20 protein-coding genes are annotated in these 20,468 nt (G+C 74.3%); 12 read left to right on the forward strand and 8 right to left on the reverse strand.

What is annotated here, in order from left to right:
• Nucleotides 1–3 precede the first annotated feature (3 nt).
• From ACFCZF_RS28335 to ACFCZF_RS28350, 4 genes are all read left to right on the forward strand, one after another.
• Nucleotides 4–1,383: a PhoX family protein gene (locus ACFCZF_RS28335; RefSeq protein WP_376674032.1), complete on the forward strand. Its 1,380-nt coding sequence runs from the start codon at nucleotides 4–6 to the stop codon at nucleotides 1,381–1,383.
• A gap of 67 nt (nucleotides 1,384–1,450) precedes the next feature.
• Nucleotides 1,451–2,986 carry an FAD-dependent oxidoreductase gene (locus tag ACFCZF_RS28340; protein ID WP_376674033.1) on the forward strand — a complete coding sequence of 512 codons (1,536 nt, stop codon included), beginning with the start codon at nucleotides 1,451–1,453 and terminating at the stop codon, nucleotides 2,984–2,986.
• Between the two features lie 99 nt (nucleotides 2,987–3,085).
• Complete coding sequence (locus ACFCZF_RS28345; RefSeq protein ID WP_376674034.1) at nucleotides 3,086–3,943, forward strand: polysaccharide deacetylase family protein; 858 nt, start codon at nucleotides 3,086–3,088, stop codon at nucleotides 3,941–3,943.
• 18 nt (nucleotides 3,944–3,961) lie between these two features.
• Nucleotides 3,962–4,159 carry a hypothetical protein gene (locus ACFCZF_RS28350; protein ID WP_376674035.1) on the forward strand — a complete coding sequence of 66 codons (198 nt, stop codon included), beginning with the start codon at nucleotides 3,962–3,964 and terminating at the stop codon, nucleotides 4,157–4,159.
• Here the strand turns inward: ACFCZF_RS28350 and ACFCZF_RS28355 are convergent.
• A complete protein-coding gene (locus tag ACFCZF_RS28355) occupies nucleotides 4,151–4,822 on the reverse strand; it encodes an ABC transporter (protein WP_376674036.1) in 672 nt (223 codons plus the stop codon). The genes ACFCZF_RS28350 and ACFCZF_RS28355 overlap by 9 nt on opposite strands.
• A complete protein-coding gene (locus ACFCZF_RS28360; protein WP_376674037.1) occupies nucleotides 4,819–5,673 on the reverse strand; it encodes an ATP-binding cassette domain-containing protein in 855 nt (284 codons plus the stop codon). The genes ACFCZF_RS28355 and ACFCZF_RS28360 overlap by 4 nt, the downstream gene beginning before the upstream one ends.
• Nucleotides 5,674–5,725: 52 nt before the next feature.
• Here ACFCZF_RS28360 and ACFCZF_RS28365 point away from each other — a divergent pair, with 52 nt between their 5' ends.
• The 5 genes from ACFCZF_RS28365 (at nucleotide 5,726) to ACFCZF_RS28385 (ending at nucleotide 11,219) form a co-directional block, all read left to right on the forward strand.
• Complete coding sequence (locus ACFCZF_RS28365) at nucleotides 5,726–6,445, forward strand: peptidyl-tRNA hydrolase (protein WP_376674038.1); 720 nt, start codon at nucleotides 5,726–5,728, stop codon at nucleotides 6,443–6,445.
• A gap of 65 nt (nucleotides 6,446–6,510) precedes the next feature.
• Nucleotides 6,511–7,083 carry a GNAT family N-acetyltransferase gene (locus tag ACFCZF_RS28370; protein WP_376674039.1) on the forward strand — a complete coding sequence of 191 codons (573 nt, stop codon included), beginning with the start codon at nucleotides 6,511–6,513 and terminating at the stop codon, nucleotides 7,081–7,083.
• 112 nt (nucleotides 7,084–7,195) lie between these two features.
• A complete protein-coding gene (locus ACFCZF_RS28375; RefSeq protein WP_376674040.1) occupies nucleotides 7,196–8,557 on the forward strand; it encodes a DUF692 domain-containing protein in 1,362 nt (453 codons plus the stop codon).
• A 117-nt stretch (nucleotides 8,558–8,674) separates the two neighbouring features.
• The gene (locus ACFCZF_RS28380; protein ID WP_376674041.1) at nucleotides 8,675–9,481 is read left to right on the forward strand and encodes a TIGR04222 domain-containing membrane protein; all 807 of its coding nucleotides are present in this window, start codon (nucleotides 8,675–8,677) and stop codon (nucleotides 9,479–9,481) included.
• Between the two features lie 115 nt (nucleotides 9,482–9,596).
• Nucleotides 9,597–11,219 (forward strand): alpha/beta hydrolase, encoded by a 1,623-nt coding sequence (locus ACFCZF_RS28385; RefSeq protein ID WP_376674042.1) that lies wholly within the window; start codon nucleotides 9,597–9,599, stop codon nucleotides 11,217–11,219.
• Here ACFCZF_RS28385 and hemQ read toward each other — a convergent pair whose 3' ends face one another.
• Both hemQ and hemG read right to left on the reverse strand, forming a co-directional pair.
• Nucleotides 11,220–11,951 (reverse strand): hydrogen peroxide-dependent heme synthase, encoded by a 732-nt coding sequence (hemQ, locus tag ACFCZF_RS28390; RefSeq protein WP_375913726.1) that lies wholly within the window; start codon nucleotides 11,949–11,951, stop codon nucleotides 11,220–11,222.
• Nucleotides 11,952–11,955: 4 nt separating this feature from the next.
• The gene (gene hemG / locus ACFCZF_RS28395; RefSeq protein ID WP_376674043.1) at nucleotides 11,956–13,434 is read right to left on the reverse strand and encodes a protoporphyrinogen oxidase; all 1,479 of its coding nucleotides are present in this window, start codon (nucleotides 13,432–13,434) and stop codon (nucleotides 11,956–11,958) included.
• A 205-nt stretch (nucleotides 13,435–13,639) separates the two neighbouring features.
• Between hemG and ACFCZF_RS28400 the strand changes: the two genes are divergently transcribed.
• Nucleotides 13,640–14,647, forward strand: coding sequence for a DUF4349 domain-containing protein (locus ACFCZF_RS28400; protein WP_376674044.1), 1,008 nt, complete (start codon nucleotides 13,640–13,642; stop codon nucleotides 14,645–14,647).
• Nucleotides 14,648–14,674: 27 nt separating this feature from the next.
• Complete coding sequence (locus ACFCZF_RS28405) at nucleotides 14,675–16,090, forward strand: FAD-dependent oxidoreductase (protein WP_376674045.1); 1,416 nt, start codon at nucleotides 14,675–14,677, stop codon at nucleotides 16,088–16,090.
• 33 nt (nucleotides 16,091–16,123) lie between these two features.
• Here ACFCZF_RS28405 and ACFCZF_RS28410 read toward each other — a convergent pair whose 3' ends face one another.
• The gene (locus ACFCZF_RS28410) at nucleotides 16,124–16,486 is read right to left on the reverse strand and encodes a hypothetical protein (protein ID WP_376674046.1); all 363 of its coding nucleotides are present in this window, start codon (nucleotides 16,484–16,486) and stop codon (nucleotides 16,124–16,126) included.
• A gap of 134 nt (nucleotides 16,487–16,620) precedes the next feature.
• Here ACFCZF_RS28410 and ACFCZF_RS28415 point away from each other — a divergent pair, with 134 nt between their 5' ends.
• Nucleotides 16,621–17,439 (forward strand): rhomboid family intramembrane serine protease, encoded by an 819-nt coding sequence (locus ACFCZF_RS28415; RefSeq protein ID WP_376674047.1) that lies wholly within the window; start codon nucleotides 16,621–16,623, stop codon nucleotides 17,437–17,439.
• Nucleotides 17,440–17,456: 17 nt separating this feature from the next.
• On the opposite strand, the gene ACFCZF_RS28420 is transcribed toward ACFCZF_RS28415, so the two are convergent.
• The 3 genes from ACFCZF_RS28420 to ACFCZF_RS28430 are packed head-to-tail and all read right to left on the reverse strand — an operon-like array spanning nucleotide 17,457 to nucleotide 20,462.
• Nucleotides 17,457–18,665: an MFS transporter gene (locus ACFCZF_RS28420; RefSeq protein WP_375913740.1), complete on the reverse strand. Its 1,209-nt coding sequence runs from the start codon at nucleotides 18,663–18,665 to the stop codon at nucleotides 17,457–17,459.
• On the reverse strand, nucleotides 18,665–19,237 hold the full coding sequence (locus tag ACFCZF_RS28425; protein ID WP_376674048.1) for a GNAT family N-acetyltransferase: 573 nt from the start codon (nucleotides 19,235–19,237) through the stop codon (nucleotides 18,665–18,667). Before ACFCZF_RS28425 ends, ACFCZF_RS28420 begins: the two co-directional genes overlap by 1 nt.
• Nucleotides 19,230–20,462: a type III PLP-dependent enzyme gene (locus tag ACFCZF_RS28430; RefSeq protein ID WP_376674049.1), complete on the reverse strand. Its 1,233-nt coding sequence runs from the start codon at nucleotides 20,460–20,462 to the stop codon at nucleotides 19,230–19,232. Before ACFCZF_RS28430 ends, ACFCZF_RS28425 begins: the two co-directional genes overlap by 8 nt.
• Nucleotides 20,463–20,468: the final 6 nt, after the last annotated feature.

The following is a 20,468-nucleotide window of genomic DNA, read 5'->3' on the forward strand; positions in this document are numbered from 1 at the left end:
CCCATGTCCGCAACCCGACGCCAGGTACTCGCACGCACGGGAGCCCTTGGCGCAGGCATCGCCTTCACCGGAGCCCTCTCCGAACTCTTCGTCGGCACCGCCGCCGCGCAGTCCCTTGGCCACACCGGCTACGGCCCGCTGGTCCCCGACCCCGACGGCCTGCTCGACCTGCCCAGAGGGTTCCACTACCGGGTTTTGTCCCGCGAGGGCGACGAGCTGCGCTCCGGCGAGGGCCCGGTCCCGTCCAACCACGACGGCATGGCGGCCTTCGCCGCGCGTTCCCGGGGCCGCCACGGGGGCGTCCACCTCGTGCGCAACCACGAGAACCGTGCCAACGGCAAGGTCCCCGTCCCCACGGTGAAGGGGCTGACGTACGACCCGGAGGGCAAGGGCGGCTGTACGGCCCTGACCCTGGACTCCCGGGGCCACGTCCGCGACGAGCGGGTCGCGATCGCCGGTACGGCGGTGAACTGCGCGGGCGGGCCCACTCCGTGGCACACCTGGCTGACCTGCGAGGAGACCGAGGACAAGGCCGGCACCAACGGCTATACCAAGGACCACGGGTTCATCTTCGAGGTCGATCCCGCCGACCCGCACCGCACCGGCGCGGTGCCGCTGACCGCGATGGGCCGCTTCCAGCACGAGGCGATCGCCGTGGACCCGCGGCGGGGTGTCGTGTACGAGACGGAGGACGCGTTCGAGCGGCCGTTCGGTCTCTTCTACCGGTTCCTGCCCGAGAAGCCGCTGGGCGGGACCGGCTCGCTGCGGGCCGGCGGCCGGCTCCAGGCGATGCGCGTGCCCGGCGTGCCCGACCTGTCCTCGATCCAGGAGACGGGCGCCTGCTTCGACGGCGTCGAGTGGGTCGACGTACCCGACCCGCTGGCCGCCGAGACTCCCATCCGGCACCAGGACTTCGGCCGGGGCGGCATCACCCACGCGCAGAAGCTGGAGGGCTGCTACTGGGGCGGGCGCAGCGTCTACTTCGTGTCGTCCTTCGCCCGCAGCGCGGAGGGCTCGGCGGGCGACCACTACGGGCAGATCTGGCGCTACGACCCCGAGCGGCGCCGGCTCACACTGGTGATCGTGTTCGGCCCGGACACCGACGTCCAGCTCCCCGGCGAGTCCCCCGACAACATCTGCCTGGCCCCCAGCGGCGGCCTCATGGTCTGCGAGGACGGCAGTGGCGCCCAGCACGTCTACGGCGTGACCAGGCGCGGCGAGGTGTACGCGATGGCCCGCGGCGCCCAGAACATCGGGACTCCGGAGGAACCGGAGTGGGGTGAGTTCGCCGGGGTCACCTTCTCCCCCGACGGCGACACGATGTACGTCAACTGCTACACACCCGGGACGACGTTCGCGGTGACGGGCCCCTGGCGCAGGTAGCGCGCCTCCCGGGGGCGTGCGCACCGCCCGGTCACTGAAGCCGCGGCTACGGGGTACTCGGGGCCGCATGACGGAGAATCCGCAGGTCAACGGCTCGTACTGGCTTCAGACGGCACCGGGCGGTGTGCCGCGCCCCGCCCTCGCGGAGGACCTCGACGTCGACGTCGCCGTGATCGGCGCCGGCGTCGCCGGTCTCAGCACCGCCTGGGAACTGGCGCGGGCCGGGCGCAGTGTGGCGGTGCTGGAGGCCGGGCGGGTCGCCGCCGGTGTCACCGGCCACACCAGCGCCAAGCTGACCGCCCAGCACACGCTGATCTACGACAAGCTGCGCCGCACCCGCGGCCCCCAGGGCGCCCGCCTGTACGCCCGCTCGCAGTCCGAGGCGATCGAGCACGCCGCCGAGATCGTGGCCGAGCTGGGCATCGACTGCGACTGGGAGACCCGTAGCGCCTACACGTACGTCTGCGACGCGGGCCGCGTGGACGAGCTGCGGGCCGAGGCGGCCGCGGCGAAGGAGGCGGGGCTGCCGGCGTCGTTCGTGACGGAGACGGCGCTGCCGTTCCCGGTCGCGGGCGCGGTCGAGGTCACCGGGCAGGCCCAGTTCCACCCGCGCAAGTACCTGCTGGCCCTCGCCGACGACCTGGAGGCGCACGGCGGCCGGATCTTCGAGAACACCACCGTCCACGGCCTGGACGAGGGCGAGCCGTGCCGCGTGTCGACCGGGGCGGGAGCGACGGTGACCGCCCGGGACGTGGTGGTCGCCACCCACTACCCGATCTTCGACCGGGCCCTGCTCTTCGCCCGCCTCTCCCCGCGCCGGGAACTGGTCGTCGCCGGGAGCATCGAGGCGGACCGCGATGTCGACGGCATGTACATCACGCCGGACGAGAACACGCGCTCGGTCCGTACGGCGCCCCTGGCCGACGCGGGCGACGGCTCGGGCCGCCGGCTGCTCGTCGTCACCGGGGAGCACTTCACGCCCGGCACGGGCGACACCCGGGAGCGCTTCGACCGCCTGTCCGCCTGGGCCGGCGAGCACTTCCCCGGCGTCGACCTCACCCACGCCTGGGCCACGCAGGACATCGACCCGACCGACACCGTGCCGATGGTGGGCCCGCTGCACCCGGGCGCGCACCACACGTACGTCGCCACCGGCTTCGGCGGCTGGGGGCTGAGCGGCGGCATGATGGCGGGCCTGCTGCTCACCGCGCAGATCACCGGCGAGGAGTGCGCGTGGAGCGAGCTGTACGATCCGCGCCGGCTGCGCACGGCGGTGCGTGAGGCGCCGACGTTCCTCAAGACGCAGGCCGAGGTCGCCCGCCACTTCGTCGGCGACCGGCTCAAGCCTTCCCCGCCGGTGGACGCCCTGCCGCCGGGCGAGGGCGCCGTCGTCCGGGCGGGCGGCGACCGGCTCGCGGTCTACCGGGACGAGGCGGGCGCACTGCACGCCGTCTCGCCGCGCTGCACCCACCTCGGCTGCCTGGTCAATTTCAACGCGGCGGAACGCGCCTGGGAGTGCCCCTGCCACGGCTCCCGCTTCGGCACGGACGGCAAGGTGATCGAGGGCCCGGCGACGAAGCCCCTGGAGCAGCGGGACATCTGACCGGCGCCGCCGAACCGTTCTGACCCGAGAGGGTGACCCCTCGGGCACGTCACCCCCCATAGTCGTACATACAGAACAACACACTCATACGTTCGTACGGTGATCACTCTCGTACGACGCGCAACCGCCCTGTGTGTTCTGGGCGCCGCCCTCGCCGCCTGCGGGACCGCCGAGGCCCCGCAGGCCCCCCGCCCGGCGCCGACCGCGTCCTCCGCCGCCCCGTCGAAGCCGGCCCCGTCCCGGCCTCCGACGCTCGCCCCCGGCCCCGCGGGCCTGACCCCCGTCTTCGAGCACGGTCCGCGTGCGGACGGCAAGACGGTCGCCCTCACCTTCGACGCCGACATGACCGCCGACCAGGGGCCGCGTGCGGCGGCGGGCGAACGGTTCGACAATCCGCGGCTGATCGCGACCCTGCGGGAGCTGAAAGTACCCGCCACGGTGTTCATGACCGGCCGGTGGGCCGAGGAGTACCCGGACGAGGCCCGGTCCATCGGCCGGAACCCGCAGTTCGAGATCGCGAACCACTCCTACAGCCACTACGCCTACACCGACGACTGCTACGGCCTGCCGAACGTGTCCGAGGAGCGGATGCGCTCGGACGTGGAACGGGCGTACGCGGCGTTCCGCAAGGCCGGGGTGCGGGACGCGATGCCGTACTTCCGTTTCCCCGGCGGCTGTTACGACCAGGCGGCCCTCAGGGAACTGGCCGCCACCGGCGTCACCGCCGTCCAGTGGGACGTGGTGAGCGGGGACGCGTTCGCGACGGACGCCGACGCGGTGGCCCGGCAGGTGCTGGACGGGGTGCGGCCGGGTTCGGTCGTCGTCATGCACTGCACCCGCAGCGCCGCCCCGGTGACCGAGGAGGCGGTGCGGAAGGTCGTGCCCGAGCTGCGCCGCCAGGGCTACCGCTTCGTGAAGGTCTCGGAGCTGATCGGCACCGCGAACGGCCGCGCCTGACGGGCCTACCCTGGAGAGATGAGCAGCGACGAGGACACCGGTCCCAACGACTACTGTCTGATCGACGCGACCCGGCCGCCCAAGGCCGACGGCCCGCCGTACGCGGAGTGCGTGCTGTGCCGGGAGCCGACGGAGTATCCCGAGTCGTACAAGGGCATCACCTTCTGCCCGGTCTGCGAGTGGCAGGAGGCCCAGCGCACGGCCTGCTCAGGCTGATCTCCGCGAGCTGAGCGCACAGGCCGCGGCGGTCGCGGCCACGGCGACGACGGCCGCCACGGCCAGCGGAAGCAGCGGCAGGGGTACCACTCCCGACTTCGACCCGGTGACCAGGCCACTGACCGCCGCCCGCGCAGGGGACCCCGAGGCCACCAGCGCGAACAGAGCCGCCAGCAGCAGTGCCGGGACCGCGCGGCCGGGCGAGCGCAGCAGCGGCCAGGCGGTGAGCGCGCCGACTGCGGTGCCGAGCAGGGCGCACACCAGCGCGGCGAGCAGTCCGGCGCCGCCCGCCGCGAGCGGGGGCACGCGCGTGCCGTGGTCCGTGCTCACCGGGTCGCTGATCAGCGTCACGACGACGGTGGCCGCCGCACCCAGTACGACCGCGGCGCCGAGCGCCACCAGCAGACAGGCCAGGTGGGCACGCGCGGGTCCGCGCGCCGCCGACACGCATCCCCGGGCGGCGGGCGGCTCGCCGGTGACGCAGATCCGCACCAGCCAGGCCGCGACCGGCAGCAGCACGGCCGCCGCCCAGCCCAGCGAGTCGAGCACCGGCTGCCCGCCCTGTACGCCGATGCCGAGCGCGGCGGCGTACAGGACGACGGGCGGCAGCCAGCGCTGAGAGCGCAGCAGCAGGGCGGCCTGGTAGCGGAGCAGGGCGGTCATCGCGGGCCCTCCTGGGCGTGCACGCTCACCACGTGCCACGGCGGCCGGGCGGTCAGCAGCGTGCGCAGCAGCACGTCGGAGTGGGAGGCGGGGACGGTGAGGTCGTAGCGACCGGGGTCGCTCTCCTCGGCGGAGGCGGCGATCCGCACCACGTCGGCGGGCAGGCCGGCGCCGGCCGGCCCCCGCACCCGCACCGCGACGCACGGTCCGGCCGGGGCCCCGGCGGGTTCGGTACGGCGGTGCAGGGTGCCGTCCCGCACGGTGTACACGGCGTCGGGCGCGCCGGCCAGGCGGCGCGGGTCGTGGTCGACGAAGACGACGGCACCGCCGGAAGCGGTCCGTTCGGCGACCGCCCGTTCCAACTCGGCCCGGGCGTCGGTGTCCAGCCCGGTCCAGGCCTCGTCGAGCACGAGCAGCTCCGGCCCGGCGAGCAGGGCCTGCGCCACGGCCACCTTCTGACTGCTCCCCTTCGACAGCCGGGCCAGCGGCGTGGCGGCGTACCCGGCGGCCCCCAGCCGCTCCAGCCACTGCCCGGCCGCACGCGCCGCCGCCCGGCGGGAGAGCCCGTGCACGGTGCCGAGGTGGGTGAGGTAGGCGGCGGCGGTGAAGGGCAGGGCGGGCGGGAAGCGTTCGGGGACGTAGGCCGTGCGCGGGCGGCCGGTGACCCGGCCCTCGGTGGGGGCGTCGATCCCGGCGAGCAGGCGCAGCAGGGTCGACTTACCGGTGCCGTTGGTGCCCTCGACACGAACGAGGGTGCCGGGCTCCACGCTCAGGTCGACGCCGCGCAGCACCCAGGGCCCGCGCAAACCGTACCGTCGGCCGACGCCGTCCAGTCGTAGCTCGCATCGCATGGAGTCATCCTCTCGTGCTCTCGTGCTCTCGTGGCTTGGCAGACTGGTCGGCGTGAGCAACGAGCCGACGACTCCCGTCCCCGACAGTCCCTTCCGCCCCGAGCCCGGCGACCGCGACCTCGCGCCGCAGTTCGTGCTGCCGCTGGTCGTCCGCATCGAGCGGGCGGCGCCGCCGCCCCGTACCGACGCGCTGGAGACCGCGGCCCGGGCGGTGCTGGTGATGCTCGGCGACGAGCGGTCGACCGGCGACGGCGAGTGGGCGCGGGCGATGCGGGACTGGCAGGACGCGCGCATCCGCAAGGTCGTGCGGCGGGCGCGGGGCGCCGAGTGGCGGCGGGCCGAGGCGCTGCCCGGCATCACGGTCACCGGCAAGACGGCGGAGGTGCGGGTCTTCCCGCCGGTCCCGCTGGACGGGTGGCCCAAGGACCTGGCCCGGCTCCAGGTCTCCGGCACCGATCTCGACGACCCGGAGCCGCCGGTCGACGCCGACCTCTCCGCGCCGGTGCTCTGGATGAGCCCCGACCTGGACATGTCGGCCGGCAAGGCGATGGCCCAGGCCGGGCACGGCGCGCAGCTCGCCTGGTGGGAGCTGGACGACGCGGCTCGGGCCGCCTGGCGGGACGCGGGCTACCCGCTGGCGGTGCGCACTCCGGACCCGGCCCGCTGGCGCGGCCTCACGACGAGCGGCCTGCCGGTGGTCCGTGACGCGGGGTACACGGAGATCGCGCCGGGGTCGTGCACGGTGGTGGCGGATCATCCGGCGTTGCGGTAGCCGGCCGGTCCGTCGGGGCGGGTGAACCGGAGGCGTCGGCCTGGGCGCCGTGCCATCGTGGTGCCATGACCATCGACGTGCGCCCGGCCTCGGTCTTCGAGGACGTCCGGACCCTGCTCGGTCCGAAGTCGCCGACGTCCAACGTCTGCTGGTGCCTGAGCTACCGCGTCCCCTCCAAGGTCAACAACGAGCTGCGCGGCCCGGCCCGGGGCGCCTACGTCGCCGAACTGTGCCGTACGGGACCGCCTCCGGGAGTGCTCGCCTACGACGGTGACGAGCCGGTCGGCTGGGCCGCGGTGGCGCCGCGTGCGGACACCTCCTTCGCGCGCAACCGCAAGATCCCGCACGTGGACGACCTGCCGGTCTGGTCGTTGTGGTGCGTCCGCGTACGGCCCGGTCACCGGAAGAAGGGGATCTCGCACTCCCTGATCGCCGGGGCGGTCGACTTCGCCCGCTCCCAGGGCGCACCAGTGATCGAGGCGTATCCGCTCGACAACGGCGACGCCAGGGTCGACCTGACCATGGCGTACGCCGGGCTCCGGAGGAACTTCGAGCGCGCCGGGTTCGTCCACGCCGCCGACACCACGTCGGTGCTGGCCGGCCATCCCCGGGTGCTGATGCGGCTCGACCTGCGCTGACGGTCCGGCGCCGCCGCGAACCTCAATTGTTGCTCTGAACATGTCGTGCTCGGGGTTCGGGCCGGGCCCGGCGGGCGATATCCCCGGCATGTTCGCAGGAGGGGGACGAACCATGGAGCGAATGACGGGTACGGCGCGTACGGCGCGGCTGGGGACCGGTATCGGATGGCGTCCGGAGATCGCGGACGCCGTTGAGCGGATGCCCGGCATCGACTGGGTCGAGGCCGTGTCCGAGAACCTCTGCCCCGGGCATCTGCCCGACTCGCTGCTGCGGCTGCGCGAGCGCGGGGTGACCGTCGTGCCGCACGGCGTCTCGCTCGGGCTCGGCGGCGCCGAGCGGCCGGACGCGGGAAGACTGGCGGCGCTGGCCGAGCGGGCGGAGGTACTGGGGTCGCCGCTGGTCACCGAGCACATCGCGTTCGTCCGGGCGGGCGGGCCGCTGACCGCCTCCCCGCCCCTGGAGGCGGGACACCTGCTGCCCGTGCCGCGCACCCGGGACGCCCTCGACGTGCTGTGCGAGAACGTGCACATCGCGCAGGACGCGCTGCCCGTGCCGCTCGCCGTGGAGAACATCGCCGCGCTCGTCTCCTGGCCGGACGAGGAGATGACGGAGGGACAGTTCCTGTACGAGCTGGCCGACCGGACGGGGGTGCGGCTGCTCATCGACGTGGCGAACCTGCACACCAACCACGTCAATCTCGGTGCGGACCCGGCCGAGGCGCTCCGCGAACTGCCCCTGGAGGCCATCGCGTACGTCCATGTCGCGGGCGGCTTCGAGCGGGACGGCGTCTGGCACGACAGTCACGCCCACCCCGTTCCGCAGCCGGTGCTCGACATCCTCACCGACCTCGCCTCGCGCGTGGCGCCGCCGGGCGTGCTGCTGGAGCGCGACGAGAACTTCCCCGAGGGCGGGGAGTTGGCGGGCGAGGTGGAGGCGATCCGCAACGCTGTCGCGAAAGGGCGGGCGGGTGAGGTGCCCATGGACACGGGCGCGTACCCCGGCGCGGACACGGGCGCGGCGACGCGCCGGGCCGCGCCCGCGGGGGCCGGCGTCGGCGACACCGTACGGCAGCGGCTCGGTCTCGCGCAGACCGCGCTGCTGTCCGCGCTGGTCGCCGGGACGCCCGTGCCCGAGGGGTTCGACCGGGTGCGGCTGGGGGTGCAGGCGCGGGCGCTCGCCGGGAAGCGGGCGGACGTGGTCGCGAAGGTCGCGCCCGAGCTGCCGGTGCTCCTCGGCGCGGGGTACCGGCCGGCCTTCCTCGCCTATGCCCAGAAGTGCCCGATGACCGGTGGCTACCGGCGGGACGCCCTCGACTTCGTCGAGCACCTGATGCGGAACGGCCGTCCGCAGGATGCCGGTGTCCGCAGCGAGTTGCGGGAGTGGTGGCTGGAGCGGTCGGGGCCGGTGCCGCGGTCGGAGCGTCCGGGGGTGCGGTGGGCCCGTGCGACCAGGCGTGTTCTGCTGCGCCGGTGATCCGGTGGCGGCTCCGTCGGGACATCACCAAACGGAACGTCACATACCCACAACACTGCGTCCCGAAATGTGAACAGGGCATGGCGCCGGCGAAAGCCTTTGGCATAGAAGTACGGCATGTTCTGGGTCCTTCTGCTCCTGTCGGCCTGGGCCGTCGCCGGCCTGGCGTGTCTGCGACTGTGTCTGGCCGCCGTGCGCGCGGCGGCCGTCGACGCGCACGCCGTCGGCCGTGAGCACGCGCTGACGTTGTACGAGGCGGCGTTCCTGTCCGGTGGCCCTCGCAGGGTCGCCGACCTGACGCTGGTCTCCATGGCGCGCCAGCGTCGGCTGCTGCTCGCGCACACCGGTTGGGCGACCGTCGTGGACCCGTGCGGGCGGGACGAGATGGAGCGGTCGGTCATAGGGGCGATAGGGCCCGGGGGGCAGTCCCGGATAGCGCCGGTACGGACCACCGCGGCCACCGCGGACGCGGTGCGGAGCCTGGCCGACCGGCTGGTCGGCGCGGGCCTCGCCGTGCCGGACGGCGCCTGCGGCGTCGCCGCCGGGGTGCGACGGGTGCGGGTCGCCGCGGTGGCCGTGTGCGCGCTGGGCGCCGCCGCCCTGGCGCTGCCCCTTCCCGCGGACCAGCCACGCCTGCTGATCACCCTGTGGTTCGCGCTGCCGCTCACTCTCACCCTGGGGTGCCTCGCCATCACGCGGATGGAGGTCCACCCGTACTCGAACTGGGCCTCCCCGGCCGGGCAGCGGCTGATCGGCGCCCTCGTCCGGCACGCCGACGGCTCGGCGGACGACCGTACGTACCTCACCTCGGTCGCCGTACGGGGCGTCCACGCGATCGGCGAACCGGACCTGCGCGCGGCCTTCGCCCACCGCGAGGAGTACATCGAGGAGTACGCCGAGGACTACTGGGAGCGCCGGGCCTGACCCGCCGGGGGGCGTACGGAGGCACTCGGCGCCGACACCCGCGGGCGGTGCTTGCCCTGCCCGGTCGTCGCACCAAACATCCCTTGTGTCACACCGTGCACCGAAGGGATACGCGATGCGAGCTGCCGCCCTCTACTCGGCCGCCGGGTCCTTGCTGCTGACCACTCTCGCGGCCGCGCCGGCGGGGGGAACTCCGGGCGGGCCCGGGGACGCCGAGGCGCGCGGCACCGCCGTGGCCGCCGAGCGCGCCGCCGCCACCGGCATCGAGTTCGGCAGGTGTCCCAAGGCGGAGGACCTGCCGGGCGCCATGCGCTGCGGCACGGTCGCCGTGCCCCTGGACTACGCGCACCCCGAAGGGAAGCAGATCCGGCTCACCGTGAGCCGGGTGCGGGCCACGCACAAGGACCCGGACAACAGCAAGCGCAAGGTGCCCGGGCAGGGCGCTCTGCTCTACAACCCGGGCGGTCCGGGCGCCTCGGGGCTGTACTTCCCGCTGGTCGGCATGGCCCCCCGGTGGAAGCGGATCGCGGCGGCGTACGACCTCGTCGGGTACGCCCCGCGCGGGGTCGCGCCCTCCGCGCCGCTGTCCTGCCAGGACCCCGGGGAGTTCTTCAAGGGCCCCCGGCCGGCGCCCACGCAGCCCTCGGACGCGTACAAGAAGGAGCGTGCCGCCGAGGCCGAGGCGTACGCGCGCGGCTGCGCCGAACGGGCCGGGGACGCGCTGCGGCACTACCACTCCCTCAACAACGCCCGTGACCTGGAGGTCGTACGGGCCGCGCTGGGCGAGAAGCGGCTCACGTTCATGGGCGCGTCGTACGGCACCTACCTGGGGGCGCTGTACGCCGAACTGTTCCCGTCGCACGTGCGGCGGATGGTGTTCGACGCGGTGGTGAACCCGGATCCGGAGCAGGTCTGGTACCGCAACAACCTGGACCAGTCGGCGGCGTTCGAGGACCGCTGGACGGACTTCAAGGAGTGGATCGCCGAGCACGACGCCGTGTACGGGCTCGGGGACACGCCGCGCGAGGTGCAGAACGGCTACGAGGAGGCGAGCGCGCGGCTCGCGGCGGAGCCCGCGGGCGGGACGGTGGGCCCCGCGCAGTTGCAGGGGGCGTTCCTGAAGGCCGGGTACTACGACGACTACTGGCCGCACCGCGCCGAGGCGCTGTCGGCCTACCTGAAGGGTGATCCGCAGCCGCTGATCGACCAGGCGGGGACACGGACCGAGGAGGGGGCGGTCGGGGCGGAGAACTCCAACGCCGTGTACACGGCCGTCGAGTGCAACGACGCGTCCTGGCCCACCGACTTCGAGGTCTGGGACCGGGACAACACACGGCTGGCGCGCCGGGCGCCGTTCGAGACGTGGGACAACGTGTGGACGAACCTGCCGTGCGCCTACTGGCAGGCGCCCCGGCAGCGCCCCCTCGACGTGCGCACCGGGCCGGGCGAGCTGCCGCCGACGCTGCTGCTGGCCGCCGAGCACGACGCGGCCACTCCGTACGACGGCGCGCTGGAGCTGCACCGGCGGCTGTCGGGCTCGGTGCTGGTGACCGAGCGGGACGCGGGGACGCACGGCATCGCCGGCGGCCCGAACGCCTGCGTCAACGGCCACCTGGAGGCGTACCTGCTGGACGGCCGCCTCCCGGCGCGGGACACGTCGTGCGCCCCGCGCCCGGAGCCGGAGCCGAGGGCGACGGTCGAGCCGCAGGCCGGATCAGCCGCGGCACCGGCGGCCTGATCAGGCGAGCCCGGCCACCAGCTCCGCGATGTCCTTGCGGCGCCCCGTGTAGAACGGGACCTCCTCGCGGACGTGCATGCGGGCCTCGGAGGCGCGCAGGTGGCGCATGAGGTCGACGATGCGGTACAGCTCGTCGGCCTCGAAGGCGAGGATCCACTCGTAGTCGCCCAGCGAGAACGAGGCGACCGTGTTGGCGCGCACGTCCGGGTAGCCGCGGGCCATCTTGCCGTGGTCGGCGAGCATGCGGCGGCGGTCCTCGTCGGGCAGCAGGTACCAGTCGTAGGAGCGCACGAACGGGTAGACGCTGATGTAGTTGCGGGGCGTCTCGTCCGCCAGGAAGGCGGGGATGTGCGCGCGGTTGAACTCGGCGGGGCGGTGCAGCGCCATGTTCGACCAGACCGGCTCCAGCGCGCGGCCCAGCTTGGTGCGGCGGAAGAGGTTGTACGCGTCCTGGAGCTGGTCGGCGGTCTCGGCGTGCCACCAGATCATGAGGTCGGCGTCGGCGCGCAGACCGGACACGTCGTACGTGCCGCGGATCGTCACGTCCTTGGCGGCGAGCTGGTCGAACAGCTCCTGGACCTCGTCGGCGTAGCCGGCGCGGTTCTCGGGCAGCACGTCCTTGAGCTTGAAGACGGACCAGAGCGTGTAGCGGATGACCTCATTGAGGTCCTTGGCCAGCTTGCCCTTGTTGGGGATCCGGTCGGCAGCGGGGGTGGAGGCGTCGTCACTCATGACCCTATTCTCCCGCTCCGCCGTGCAGGCTCCGCACCGGGTGGGCGGTGAGCTCCTCCACACCCCGCGGGTCGCCCCGGAGCTGGTCCACGGCCGCGTACGCGCTCGCGATGCTCGCCGGGATGCCGACGCCGTCGTACGCGGCGCCGCACACCGCGAGGCCCGGGAGCTTCGCGACGTGTTCGCGTACGCGGGCCACGCGCGCGTGGTGGCCGACGGGGTACTGGGGCAGGCCGTCCTGCCAGCGGGTGACGCGGGTGGCGACGGGCTCGGCGGCCAGGCCGGTGGCCTCCCCGAGATCGTGCCGGGAGACGGCGACCAGGCCGGCGTCGTCGCGGCCGAGGATCTCGGTCTCGCCGTACCGGCCGACGGAGGTGCGCAGGACGACCAGGTCGGGGTCCTCGTCGGCGATCCAGCCCCACTTGCGGGAGGCGAAGGTGGACGCCTTGATGGTCCGCCCGTCGACCGGCGGCACGAGGAAGCCGCTGCCCTCGGGAAGCGCGGCGGTGTCGGAGCGGCGGTAGGCGAGGGAGATCAGGGCCATGGAGGCGTACTCCACACCGGCCAGCTCGGCCGCGGCGGCCGGGGCCTCGGCGCGCAGCAGCTCGGCGGCGGGGCGGGCGGGGACGGCGACGACGACCGCGCCGGCGTGCAGCTCCCGGTCGCCGGCGACGATCCGCCAGCCGTCCGGGGCCGTGCGGCGCAGCTCCGTCACCGGGGCGTGGGTGACGATCTCGCCGCCCCGCGCGCGCACCGACTCCGCGACCGCGAGCGGGAGGGTGCCGATGCCGCCCTCGATGCCCATGAACACCGGGCCGGTCGAGGGCGAGGTGGCCGTCCGGCCCTGGAGGGCGCGCACCGCCTCGGTGAGGGAGGTGTGGGTGCGGGCGGCCTCGAAGAGCTGGGGCACGGCCGAGCGCAGGGAGATGCGGTACGCGTCGCCCGCGTAGACGCCGCCCAGCAGTGGTTCGACGAGGCGGTCGACGACCTCGCGGCCGAGGCGCGCCGCCACGTACTCCCCCACGGCCACGTCGTCGCCGACCTCGGTGCGGGGCAGTTCGGCGTCCCGCTCGATGCGGGCGAGGCCCTCCTCGGAGAGGACGCCGGTCAGGGCGGCGGCGGTGCCGGGGACGCCCATGACGTGGCCCCCCGGCATCGGGCGCAGGGCACCGCGGGTCCACAGGGAGGCCGACGCGGTGGACGGCGGCTGGAGGCGGTCGGCGAGTCCGACCTCGCGGGCCAGGCCGACGGCCTCGGGGCGGCGGGCCAGCATCGACTCGGCGCCGAGGTCGACGCGTACTCCGGCGATCTCGCCGGGCAGCAGCTTGCCGCCGACGCGGTCGGAGGCCTCCAGCACGGTCACCCGTGCGCCGCGTTCCAGCAGCCGGTGGGCGGCGGCCAGTCCGGCGATTCCGGCTCCGATGACGACGACATGCCCCGTGTCCGCGGGAAACTCGCCCGCGGGGCTCTCGCTTGCGCACATGCCTCCAGCGTCTCAGACGGCACCGACACCGCCGCCGGGCCGGGTGACCCGGTCGTGCCGCACGGCCCGGCGGTCGTGCCGCACGGCCCGGAAGAGGTCCCGCGAGTCGAGACCGTGACCTCTTCGGAACCGTTCCGCGCCAACGCCCGTGCCCCTCCCCGCGTCGAAGGAGCGTCAGTCGTCACGAACCTCGGGGGTACCCGCCATGCACGCACGACGATCAGCCCGCCGATCGGCACCACGATCGGCACTCCGATCGGCACGACGTTCCGCACCGCCCGCCCGCGCCCTGGCCGGCCTGCTGCTGGCCGCGGCCCTCGCCCTCGCCGGGTGCACCGGTTCGAGCGGCGGCTCCGACTCGGCAGGCAGCGCCAAGGAGGCCGCGGCCCAGGGGGACTCGCGGGCGGACGGCCCGGCGGCCGAGGACCGGGCCGGTGCCGCGGGCGGCCAGGCGGAGGGCGCCAAGGCGACCGCGCCGCCGAAGCTCGCCCCGACCCACATCATCCGCACCGCCTCCCTGACCGTGCGGGTCGAGGACGCCCCGAAGGCCCTCGACTCGGCCCGCACCGCGACCGAGAACGCGGGCGGCTACGTCGGCGACGAGACCACCACCCGGGACGAGGAGGGCCACGAGCAGACCGAGGTCGTACTGCGCGTGCCCGTGGAGCGCTACGAGGAGGTGCTCGACGAACTGGAGGGCGCCGGGAAGCTCCTCGAACGGAGCGCGAAGGCGGAGGACGTCACCGACCAGGTCGTGGACGTGGACAGCCGCGTCAAGTCGCAGCGCGCCAGCGTGGCCCGCGTCCGCGAGCTGATGGACCGGGCGACGAAACTGAGCGACGTGGTGACGCTGGAGGGCGAGCTGAGCACCCGCCAGGCGGAGCTGGAGGCGCTGCTCGCCCGGCAGGCGGCGCTGAAGGACCGCACGAGCCTGGCCACCATCACCCTCTCCCTGTCCGAGGCGCCCGTGGAGCGGGCGGAGGAGGACGACGACCCCGGGTTCACGGACGCGCTGGCGGGCGGCTGGGACGCGTTCGTGACGATGCTTCGCTGGCTGGCGGTGGCGCTCGGCGCGGTGCTGCCGTTCGCCGTGGTGGCGGCGCTGCTGGTGCTGCTGTGGCTGCGGCTGGTACGGCCCCGGCTGCCGCGTCGCCCGGCACCGGCGGCGGCACGCGCCGAGAAGCCCGCCGAGGAGCCCGGTGGGCAGGACTGAAATGCCCCGCCCCCGTAGCGTGTTCGCATGGGCATGAGCGCTGCGAGCGGTACGAGCGGGACTGAACGGGCGAGAGAACGACTGGTCGTGGTCGGCGGTGACGCCGCGGGGATGTCCGCGGCGTCGCAGGCACGGCGGCTGAAGGGACCGGACGAGCTGGAGATCGTGGCGTTCGAACGCGGCCACTTCAGTTCGTTCTCGGCGTGCGGCATCCCGTACTGGGTCGGCGGTGACGTGACCGACCGGGACCAGCTGATCGCCCGGACGCCCGAGGAGCACCGGGCCCGTGACATCGACCTGCGGATGCGCACCGAGGTCACGGAGCTCGACGTCGCCGGCGGGCGGGTACGCGCGCGTGACGTCGATTCGGGGGCGGAGTCCTGGACGTCGTACGACAAGCTCGTGATCGGGACCGGTGCCCGCCCGATCCGTCCGGAGCTGCCGGGCGTCGACGCGCCCGGCGTGCACGGGGTGCAGACGCTGGACGACGGGCAGGCGCTGCTCGACACGCTGGAACGCACACGCGGCCGTCGCGCGGTGGTCGTCGGCGCCGGGTACATCGGCGTGGAGATGGCCGAGGCGCTCATCAACCGCGGCTACGAGGTGACCGTCGTCAACCGCGGCCGGGAGCCGATGTCCACGCTCGACCCGGACATGGGCCGCATGGTGCACGAGGCGATGGAGGGCCTCGGCATCACCATGGTGAACGGCGCCGAGGTCACCAAGGTGCTCACCGGGGACGACGGCCGGGTGCGCGCGGTGGCCACCGAGGACGCCGAGTTCCCGGCGGACGTGGTGGTGCTCGGCATCGGCGTGCGGCCCGAGACCGGGCTCGCCGAGGCCGCCGGTCTGCCGCTCGGCGCCCACGGCGGGCTGCTGACCGACCTGGCGATGCGGGTGCGCGGGCACGAGAACATCTGGGCCGGCGGCGACTGCGTGGAGGTGCTCGACCTGGTCTCCGGGCAGGAGCGGCACATCCCGCTCGGCACCCACGCCAACAAGCACGGCCAGGTCATCGGCACCAACGCGGGCGGCGGCTACGCCACCTTCCCGGGCGTGGTCGGCACGGCGGTCAGCAAGGTCTGCGACCTGGAGATCGCGCGGACCGGACTGCGCGAGAAGGACGCGCTCCGGGCCGGGCTGCGGTTCGTGACGGCCACCATCGAGTCCACCAGCCGCGCCGGCTACTACCCGGGCGCCTCCCCCATGACGGTGAAGATGCTCGCCGAACAGCGCACCGGACGGCTGCTCGGTGTCCAGATCGTCGGCCGCGAGGGCGCGGGCAAGCGGGTCGACATCGCCGCGGTGGCCCTCACGGCCGGGATGACGGTGGAGCGGATGACGGCCCTGGACCTGGGCTACGCGCCGCCCTTCTCACCGGTGTGGGACCCGGTACTGGTGGCCGCCCGGAAGGCGGCGAGGGCGGTGGAGCGGCAGACCTGAGCAGGCCCGCCACGCCGCCCGCCACACCGCTCGCTACGCCGTGCCGTTGATCCGGTCGATGGCCTGCCGTGCCTGCTCGGCCGGGGGCCGCGCCGGCAGGGACGACACCGACGCCGGGGTGGTCACGCGTGCCGGGGCGGCCGCGGCCCCCGGTGCGCTCACCGCGGGCGGCTGCTCACCGGCCGGCTTGGCGTGCGCCGCGCTCCGCGCGGAGCGCAGCCGGTGGCTCACCGCCTCGTCCAGTGTCACCGGCCGCTGCATCTGCGCGGCCAGCCGCCCGGCCTCCTGACCGAGCCGGGCGACGTCCTCCCACGGCAGACGCAGCACGAGGGCGACCTCGGCCTCGCCGTCGGGCAGGGCGTGCATCGCCGGAGCCGGTGTGACCCGTTCGTTCATCGCCTGTTCCTCACGTCGTCCCCGCGCCCCGCCTTCCCCGGGCCGCGGGCGGTTGAGAGGACATACGCAGACCCGGACGCGGGCGTTCAGGGGACGTACCGATTCACCGTCCGGCGGGCGGGCAGTAGTGTCTCGTGGTCATCCCCGTCCATGACGTGAACCCCGCGCGCCGTACCCCCTGGGTGACGTACGCCCTGATCCTCGCGAACGTCCTGGTCTTCCTGTTCACCCCCGGCACGGCCGGTTCCGTGACGGGCGAGGTCGGTCTCGCCCAGCTGTGCCGTCTGGAGGCCTTCCTCGACCAGTACGCGGCGGTGCCGCGGGAGTTGCTCCAGCACCGGCTGCCGGGGCTGGTGCCGACGGGCGACACCGGGGTCGGGCCGCAGGGGCCGGGCTGCGTGGTCGGGCCGCCGGACTACGACAAGTCCCCCGAGCTGAGCGTCCTGACGGCGATGTTCCTGCACGGCGGCTGGCTGCATCTGCTGGGCAACACGCTCTTCCTCTGGATCTTCGGCAACAACGTCGAGGACCGGCTGGGCCACGTGCGCTACCTGCTCTTCTACGGCGTCTGCGGCTACGCGGCGACCTACGGCTTCGCCCTTCTCAACTCCGGCTCGGGCGCCCCGCTGATCGGCGCGTCGGGCGCGATCGCCGGGGTGCTCGGCGCCTATCTGGTGCTGTATCCGAAGGCCCGCGTCTGGGTCCTCGTCCCCTTCCTCGTCTTCCTGCCGCTGCGCCTGCCGGCCTGGATCGTGCTCGGCTTCTGGTTCGGGCTCCAGGCGGTCTACTCGTCCGGCGGGGCCGTCTCCGACGCGGGCACCGTGGCGTATGTGGCCCATGTCGTCGGCTGCGTCGTCGGCATGGTGATCGCCTGGCCGCTGCGACGCGGCACCCCGCCCCCGCCCGAACCACGCGGGCTGCTGTTCGGGCGGCGGGCGCGGCCGGGTCGGTGACCGTCGGCGGTGTCGCGTCAGGCGTGGGAGGGCTCTCCCGTGACCACGGGCTCCGGGGTCCAGCGGATGCGGGTGCTGCACAGCGAGACGGCGACCGCCGACGCGGCGACCGCGCCCATGCCCCACGCCAGGTTGCTCGCGCCCGCGATGAAGCCGATGAGCGGCGGGCCGGCCAGTAGACCGGTGGTCCCCATGGCGGCGACCAGGGTCAGCGCGTCCGAGCCCTGCCGCGCGGCGGCGGCGTAGACGCAGGGCGTCACGGCGGCGATGCCCAGGCCCATGCACGCGAAGCCGGCGAGGGCGGGTGCGACGCCGCCGCTGACCAGGGCGACGGCGAGACCGGCACCGGCCACCGCGCTGCCCAGCAGGACGACCCGGCCGTCGCCCCAGCGGGCCCGCCAGCCGTCGGCGAAGAGGCGGGCGACGACCATCATGCCCGAGACGACGGCGATGCCCAGGGGGGCGAGTTCCGCCGACGCCTCGGCGACGTCCTTCAGGTAGAGGGCGGACCAGTCGTTCATGGCGCCTTCGGCGACCGTGCCGAAGACCATCGCACAGCACATCCACAGGGTCAGGCGGGAGGGGACGGTCCAGCGGCGGCGGCCCGGCTGCTTCTCCGCCCGCTCGGCGGTAGCGGTGGGGTCGGCAGGTGCCTCGTCGTCGAGCAGTCCCGTCCGCGCGGACGCCCCCAGTGCGACGAGGAGGGCGGCGGCCACCCCGAAGTGCGCTCCGACCGACCCGGTCGCGGCGGTCATGCCGGAGGCGAGCAGGGCCGCGAGCAGTGATCCGGCGCTGAACGTCGCGTGCAGCTTCGCCATGGTGTTGCGCTCGTGCCGTGTCTCCAGAGCGGCGCCCTGCGCGTTCATGGCCACGTTCAGGCAGCCCACGAGGACGCCGTCGGCGCACATCACCAGCAGGGCCACCGGGTAGTTCGGGGCCGCCGCCAGGGCGAGCAGCAGCAGGGCCAGGCCCAGCTGGGACAGCAGGGCGAGCCGCCGCGAGCCCAGGCGTCGCATCAGCCACGCCACCATGGGGAAGGAGACCGCGGCGCCGACCCCCGCGGCCATCAGGAGCACCCCCACCTCGGCCGCGGTCAGGTCCAGGTCGGACTTGACGGCCGGGATCCGCGCGGCCCAGGTGGCGTACTGGAAGCCGAGGGACAGGAACAGCGCGGCGATCGCCAACTGGCCGCGCAGGAAGGGGTCGTGGAGACGGGACACGCGCATCAGCTCACTTCGCGCAGGGACGTGGACTGGGGTGGGGACGGGAACGGTCGTCGTCCGGTCCGGTCGGTCGCCGGTACCGGCCTGGACATGTAGACGGCGTCCGTGCCGTAGTCGCCGGCGGCCATCACCCCGGGTTGGGGTACGAAGCCGCGCGCCGACCAGAACCGCTCGGTGCCGCCGACGGCGACCAGGGAGATCCGCTCGTCCCCGCGCGTGCGGGCGGTGCCGGTGAGGTGGTGCAGGAGGTGCCGCGCCAGCCCTCTGCGGCGCAGGCCGGGCGCCACGACGATGTCGTGCAGATGGAGGTTCCCGGGCGGGAAGGCGGTCGCGGTCTCCTCCGCCCGCTCCAGGTCCGGGTAGCGGTGGAGCGGGTAGGGCAGGGACAGCACGTAGCCGGCCGTGCGGGGGCCGACGTCCAGGACGAAGCACGTGTCCGGCGACGCCGCCGCCCGGGACTGCAGCGCCGCCCGGCCCTCCGACAGGCCCAGTCCGCTGTAGGCGTCCCGTTCCAGCGCCACGACGGCGTCCCAGTCCCCGTCGGCGATACGGCGTACGCGCACAATGTCATCCATCGGCGGCGCCCCCGTCCGGGCGGCCCGCCCAGGCGTACGGGAGCGGAGCGAAGCCGTTGAAGCCCAGGGTGGTGTAGCTGGTCGCGTAGGCGCCGCTGGACAGCACCCAGACCGGGTCGCCCGAGGCCAGCGCCTCGGGCACCGGGACCAGTGCCTCCTCGTGGGAGTAGGCGTCGTCGCTGTCGCAGGTGGGTCCGGCGACGACGGCCGCCACCCGGGGTCCGTCCGGGTGGCCCGGGAAGACCAGCCGGTACTGCAGCGCGTCCATCTCGTACAGGCCGTTGAACTTGCCGCAGCTCAGGTACAGCCAGTACTGCCGCTCGCCGCCCGCCCCGCGGCGCTCGGTGAGGCGGGCGACGTGCGCGCGGATCGCCCCGTGGTCGGCGACGAGGTGCCGCCCGGGTTCGATGACGAAGTCCAGGGGGCCGCCGTGGATCCGGCGCAGTGCCTCCGTCCCCTCGCGGATCACCGCGAAGATCTTGTCCAGCGGTGGATCGAGGGGCGTGCCGTGCCGGTCGCGGTAGCCGAGCGCGGGCAGGCCGCCGCCGAGGTTGACGTGGTCGACGCGGATGCCGCGCCGGCCCAGGGCGCGCAGGGTGTCGCCCAGGTCCTCCAGGGCGGTGTGCCACGCCTCGCCCGTCATCTGCTGGGAGCCGACGTGCACGGACAGCCCCGCCGGGACCAGCCCCGCGTCCCGGGCCCGCTCCATGACGTGGACGGCGTCGGCGGGTGGGCAGCCGAACTTGTGGCTCAGTCCCCATACGGCGCCCGCTCCGCCGGTCGCCACCCGGCAGAAGACGCGGGCGCCGGGGGCGTGGACGGCCAGGGCGGCCACGTCCTGGAGGCTGTCGGTCGCGAAGGTGCGGATGCCGAGCCGGTGGGCGTCGGCGATGTTGCGGTCGGACTTGACGGTGTTGCCGTAGTGCGTGCGCGCGGCCGGCACCCCGGCCCGCAGCGCTTGTTCCACCTCGCCGGGGCTCGCCGCGTCGACACCGGCGCCCCTGCGTGCCAGGGCACCGAGGACCTCGTCGACCGGGCAGGCCTTCATGGCGAACCGCACCTGTATGCCGGGCAGTTCGCGGCACAGGGTGTCGTAGCGGCGTTCGATGCCGGCGAGGTCGTAGACGATCCGGTCGTCGGTCGCGGCGGCGAGGGCGGCGGCCAGGGGCCCGCTGAGACCCTCGCTCGTCTCCGTACGCATCGCCGCGCTCGTCTCCGTACGCATCGCCGC

The sequence above is a fragment of the Streptomyces sp. NPDC056296 genome (genome assembly GCF_042268605.1).
GTDB lineage: Bacteria > Actinomycetota > Actinomycetes > Streptomycetales > Streptomycetaceae > Streptomyces.

Coding starts and splice junctions, on each gene's coding strand:
- ACFCZF_RS28425 (WP_376674048.1), bottom strand. CDS start 19,237: ATGGATGACATTGTGCGCGTACGCCGTATCGCCGACGGGGACTGGGAC.
- ACFCZF_RS28410 (WP_376674046.1), bottom strand. CDS start 16,486: ATGAACGAACGGGTCACACCGGCTCCGGCGATGCACGCCCTGCCCGAC.
- ACFCZF_RS28405 (WP_376674045.1), top strand. CDS start 14,675: ATGGGCATGAGCGCTGCGAGCGGTACGAGCGGGACTGAACGGGCGAGA.
- ACFCZF_RS28375 (WP_376674040.1), top strand. CDS start 7,196: ATGGAGCGAATGACGGGTACGGCGCGTACGGCGCGGCTGGGGACCGGT.
- hemG (WP_376674043.1), bottom strand. CDS start 13,434: ATGTGCGCAAGCGAGAGCCCCGCGGGCGAGTTTCCCGCGGACACGGGG.
- ACFCZF_RS28340 (WP_376674033.1), top strand. CDS start 1,451: ATGACGGAGAATCCGCAGGTCAACGGCTCGTACTGGCTTCAGACGGCA.
- ACFCZF_RS28355 (WP_376674036.1), bottom strand. CDS start 4,822: ATGACCGCCCTGCTCCGCTACCAGGCCGCCCTGCTGCTGCGCTCTCAG.
- ACFCZF_RS28335 (WP_376674032.1), top strand. CDS start 4: ATGTCCGCAACCCGACGCCAGGTACTCGCACGCACGGGAGCCCTTGGC.
- ACFCZF_RS28385 (WP_376674042.1), top strand. CDS start 9,597: ATGCGAGCTGCCGCCCTCTACTCGGCCGCCGGGTCCTTGCTGCTGACC.
- ACFCZF_RS28430 (WP_376674049.1), bottom strand. CDS start 20,462: ATGCGTACGGAGACGAGCGCGGCGATGCGTACGGAGACGAGCGAGGGT.
- ACFCZF_RS28420 (WP_375913740.1), bottom strand. CDS start 18,665: ATGCGCGTGTCCCGTCTCCACGACCCCTTCCTGCGCGGCCAGTTGGCG.
- ACFCZF_RS28370 (WP_376674039.1), top strand. CDS start 6,511: ATGACCATCGACGTGCGCCCGGCCTCGGTCTTCGAGGACGTCCGGACC.
- ACFCZF_RS28350 (WP_376674035.1), top strand. CDS start 3,962: ATGAGCAGCGACGAGGACACCGGTCCCAACGACTACTGTCTGATCGAC.
- hemQ (WP_375913726.1), bottom strand. CDS start 11,951: ATGAGTGACGACGCCTCCACCCCCGCTGCCGACCGGATCCCCAACAAG.
- ACFCZF_RS28400 (WP_376674044.1), top strand. CDS start 13,640: ATGCACGCACGACGATCAGCCCGCCGATCGGCACCACGATCGGCACTC.
- ACFCZF_RS28380 (WP_376674041.1), top strand. CDS start 8,675: ATGTTCTGGGTCCTTCTGCTCCTGTCGGCCTGGGCCGTCGCCGGCCTG.
- ACFCZF_RS28360 (WP_376674037.1), bottom strand. CDS start 5,673: ATGCGATGCGAGCTACGACTGGACGGCGTCGGCCGACGGTACGGTTTG.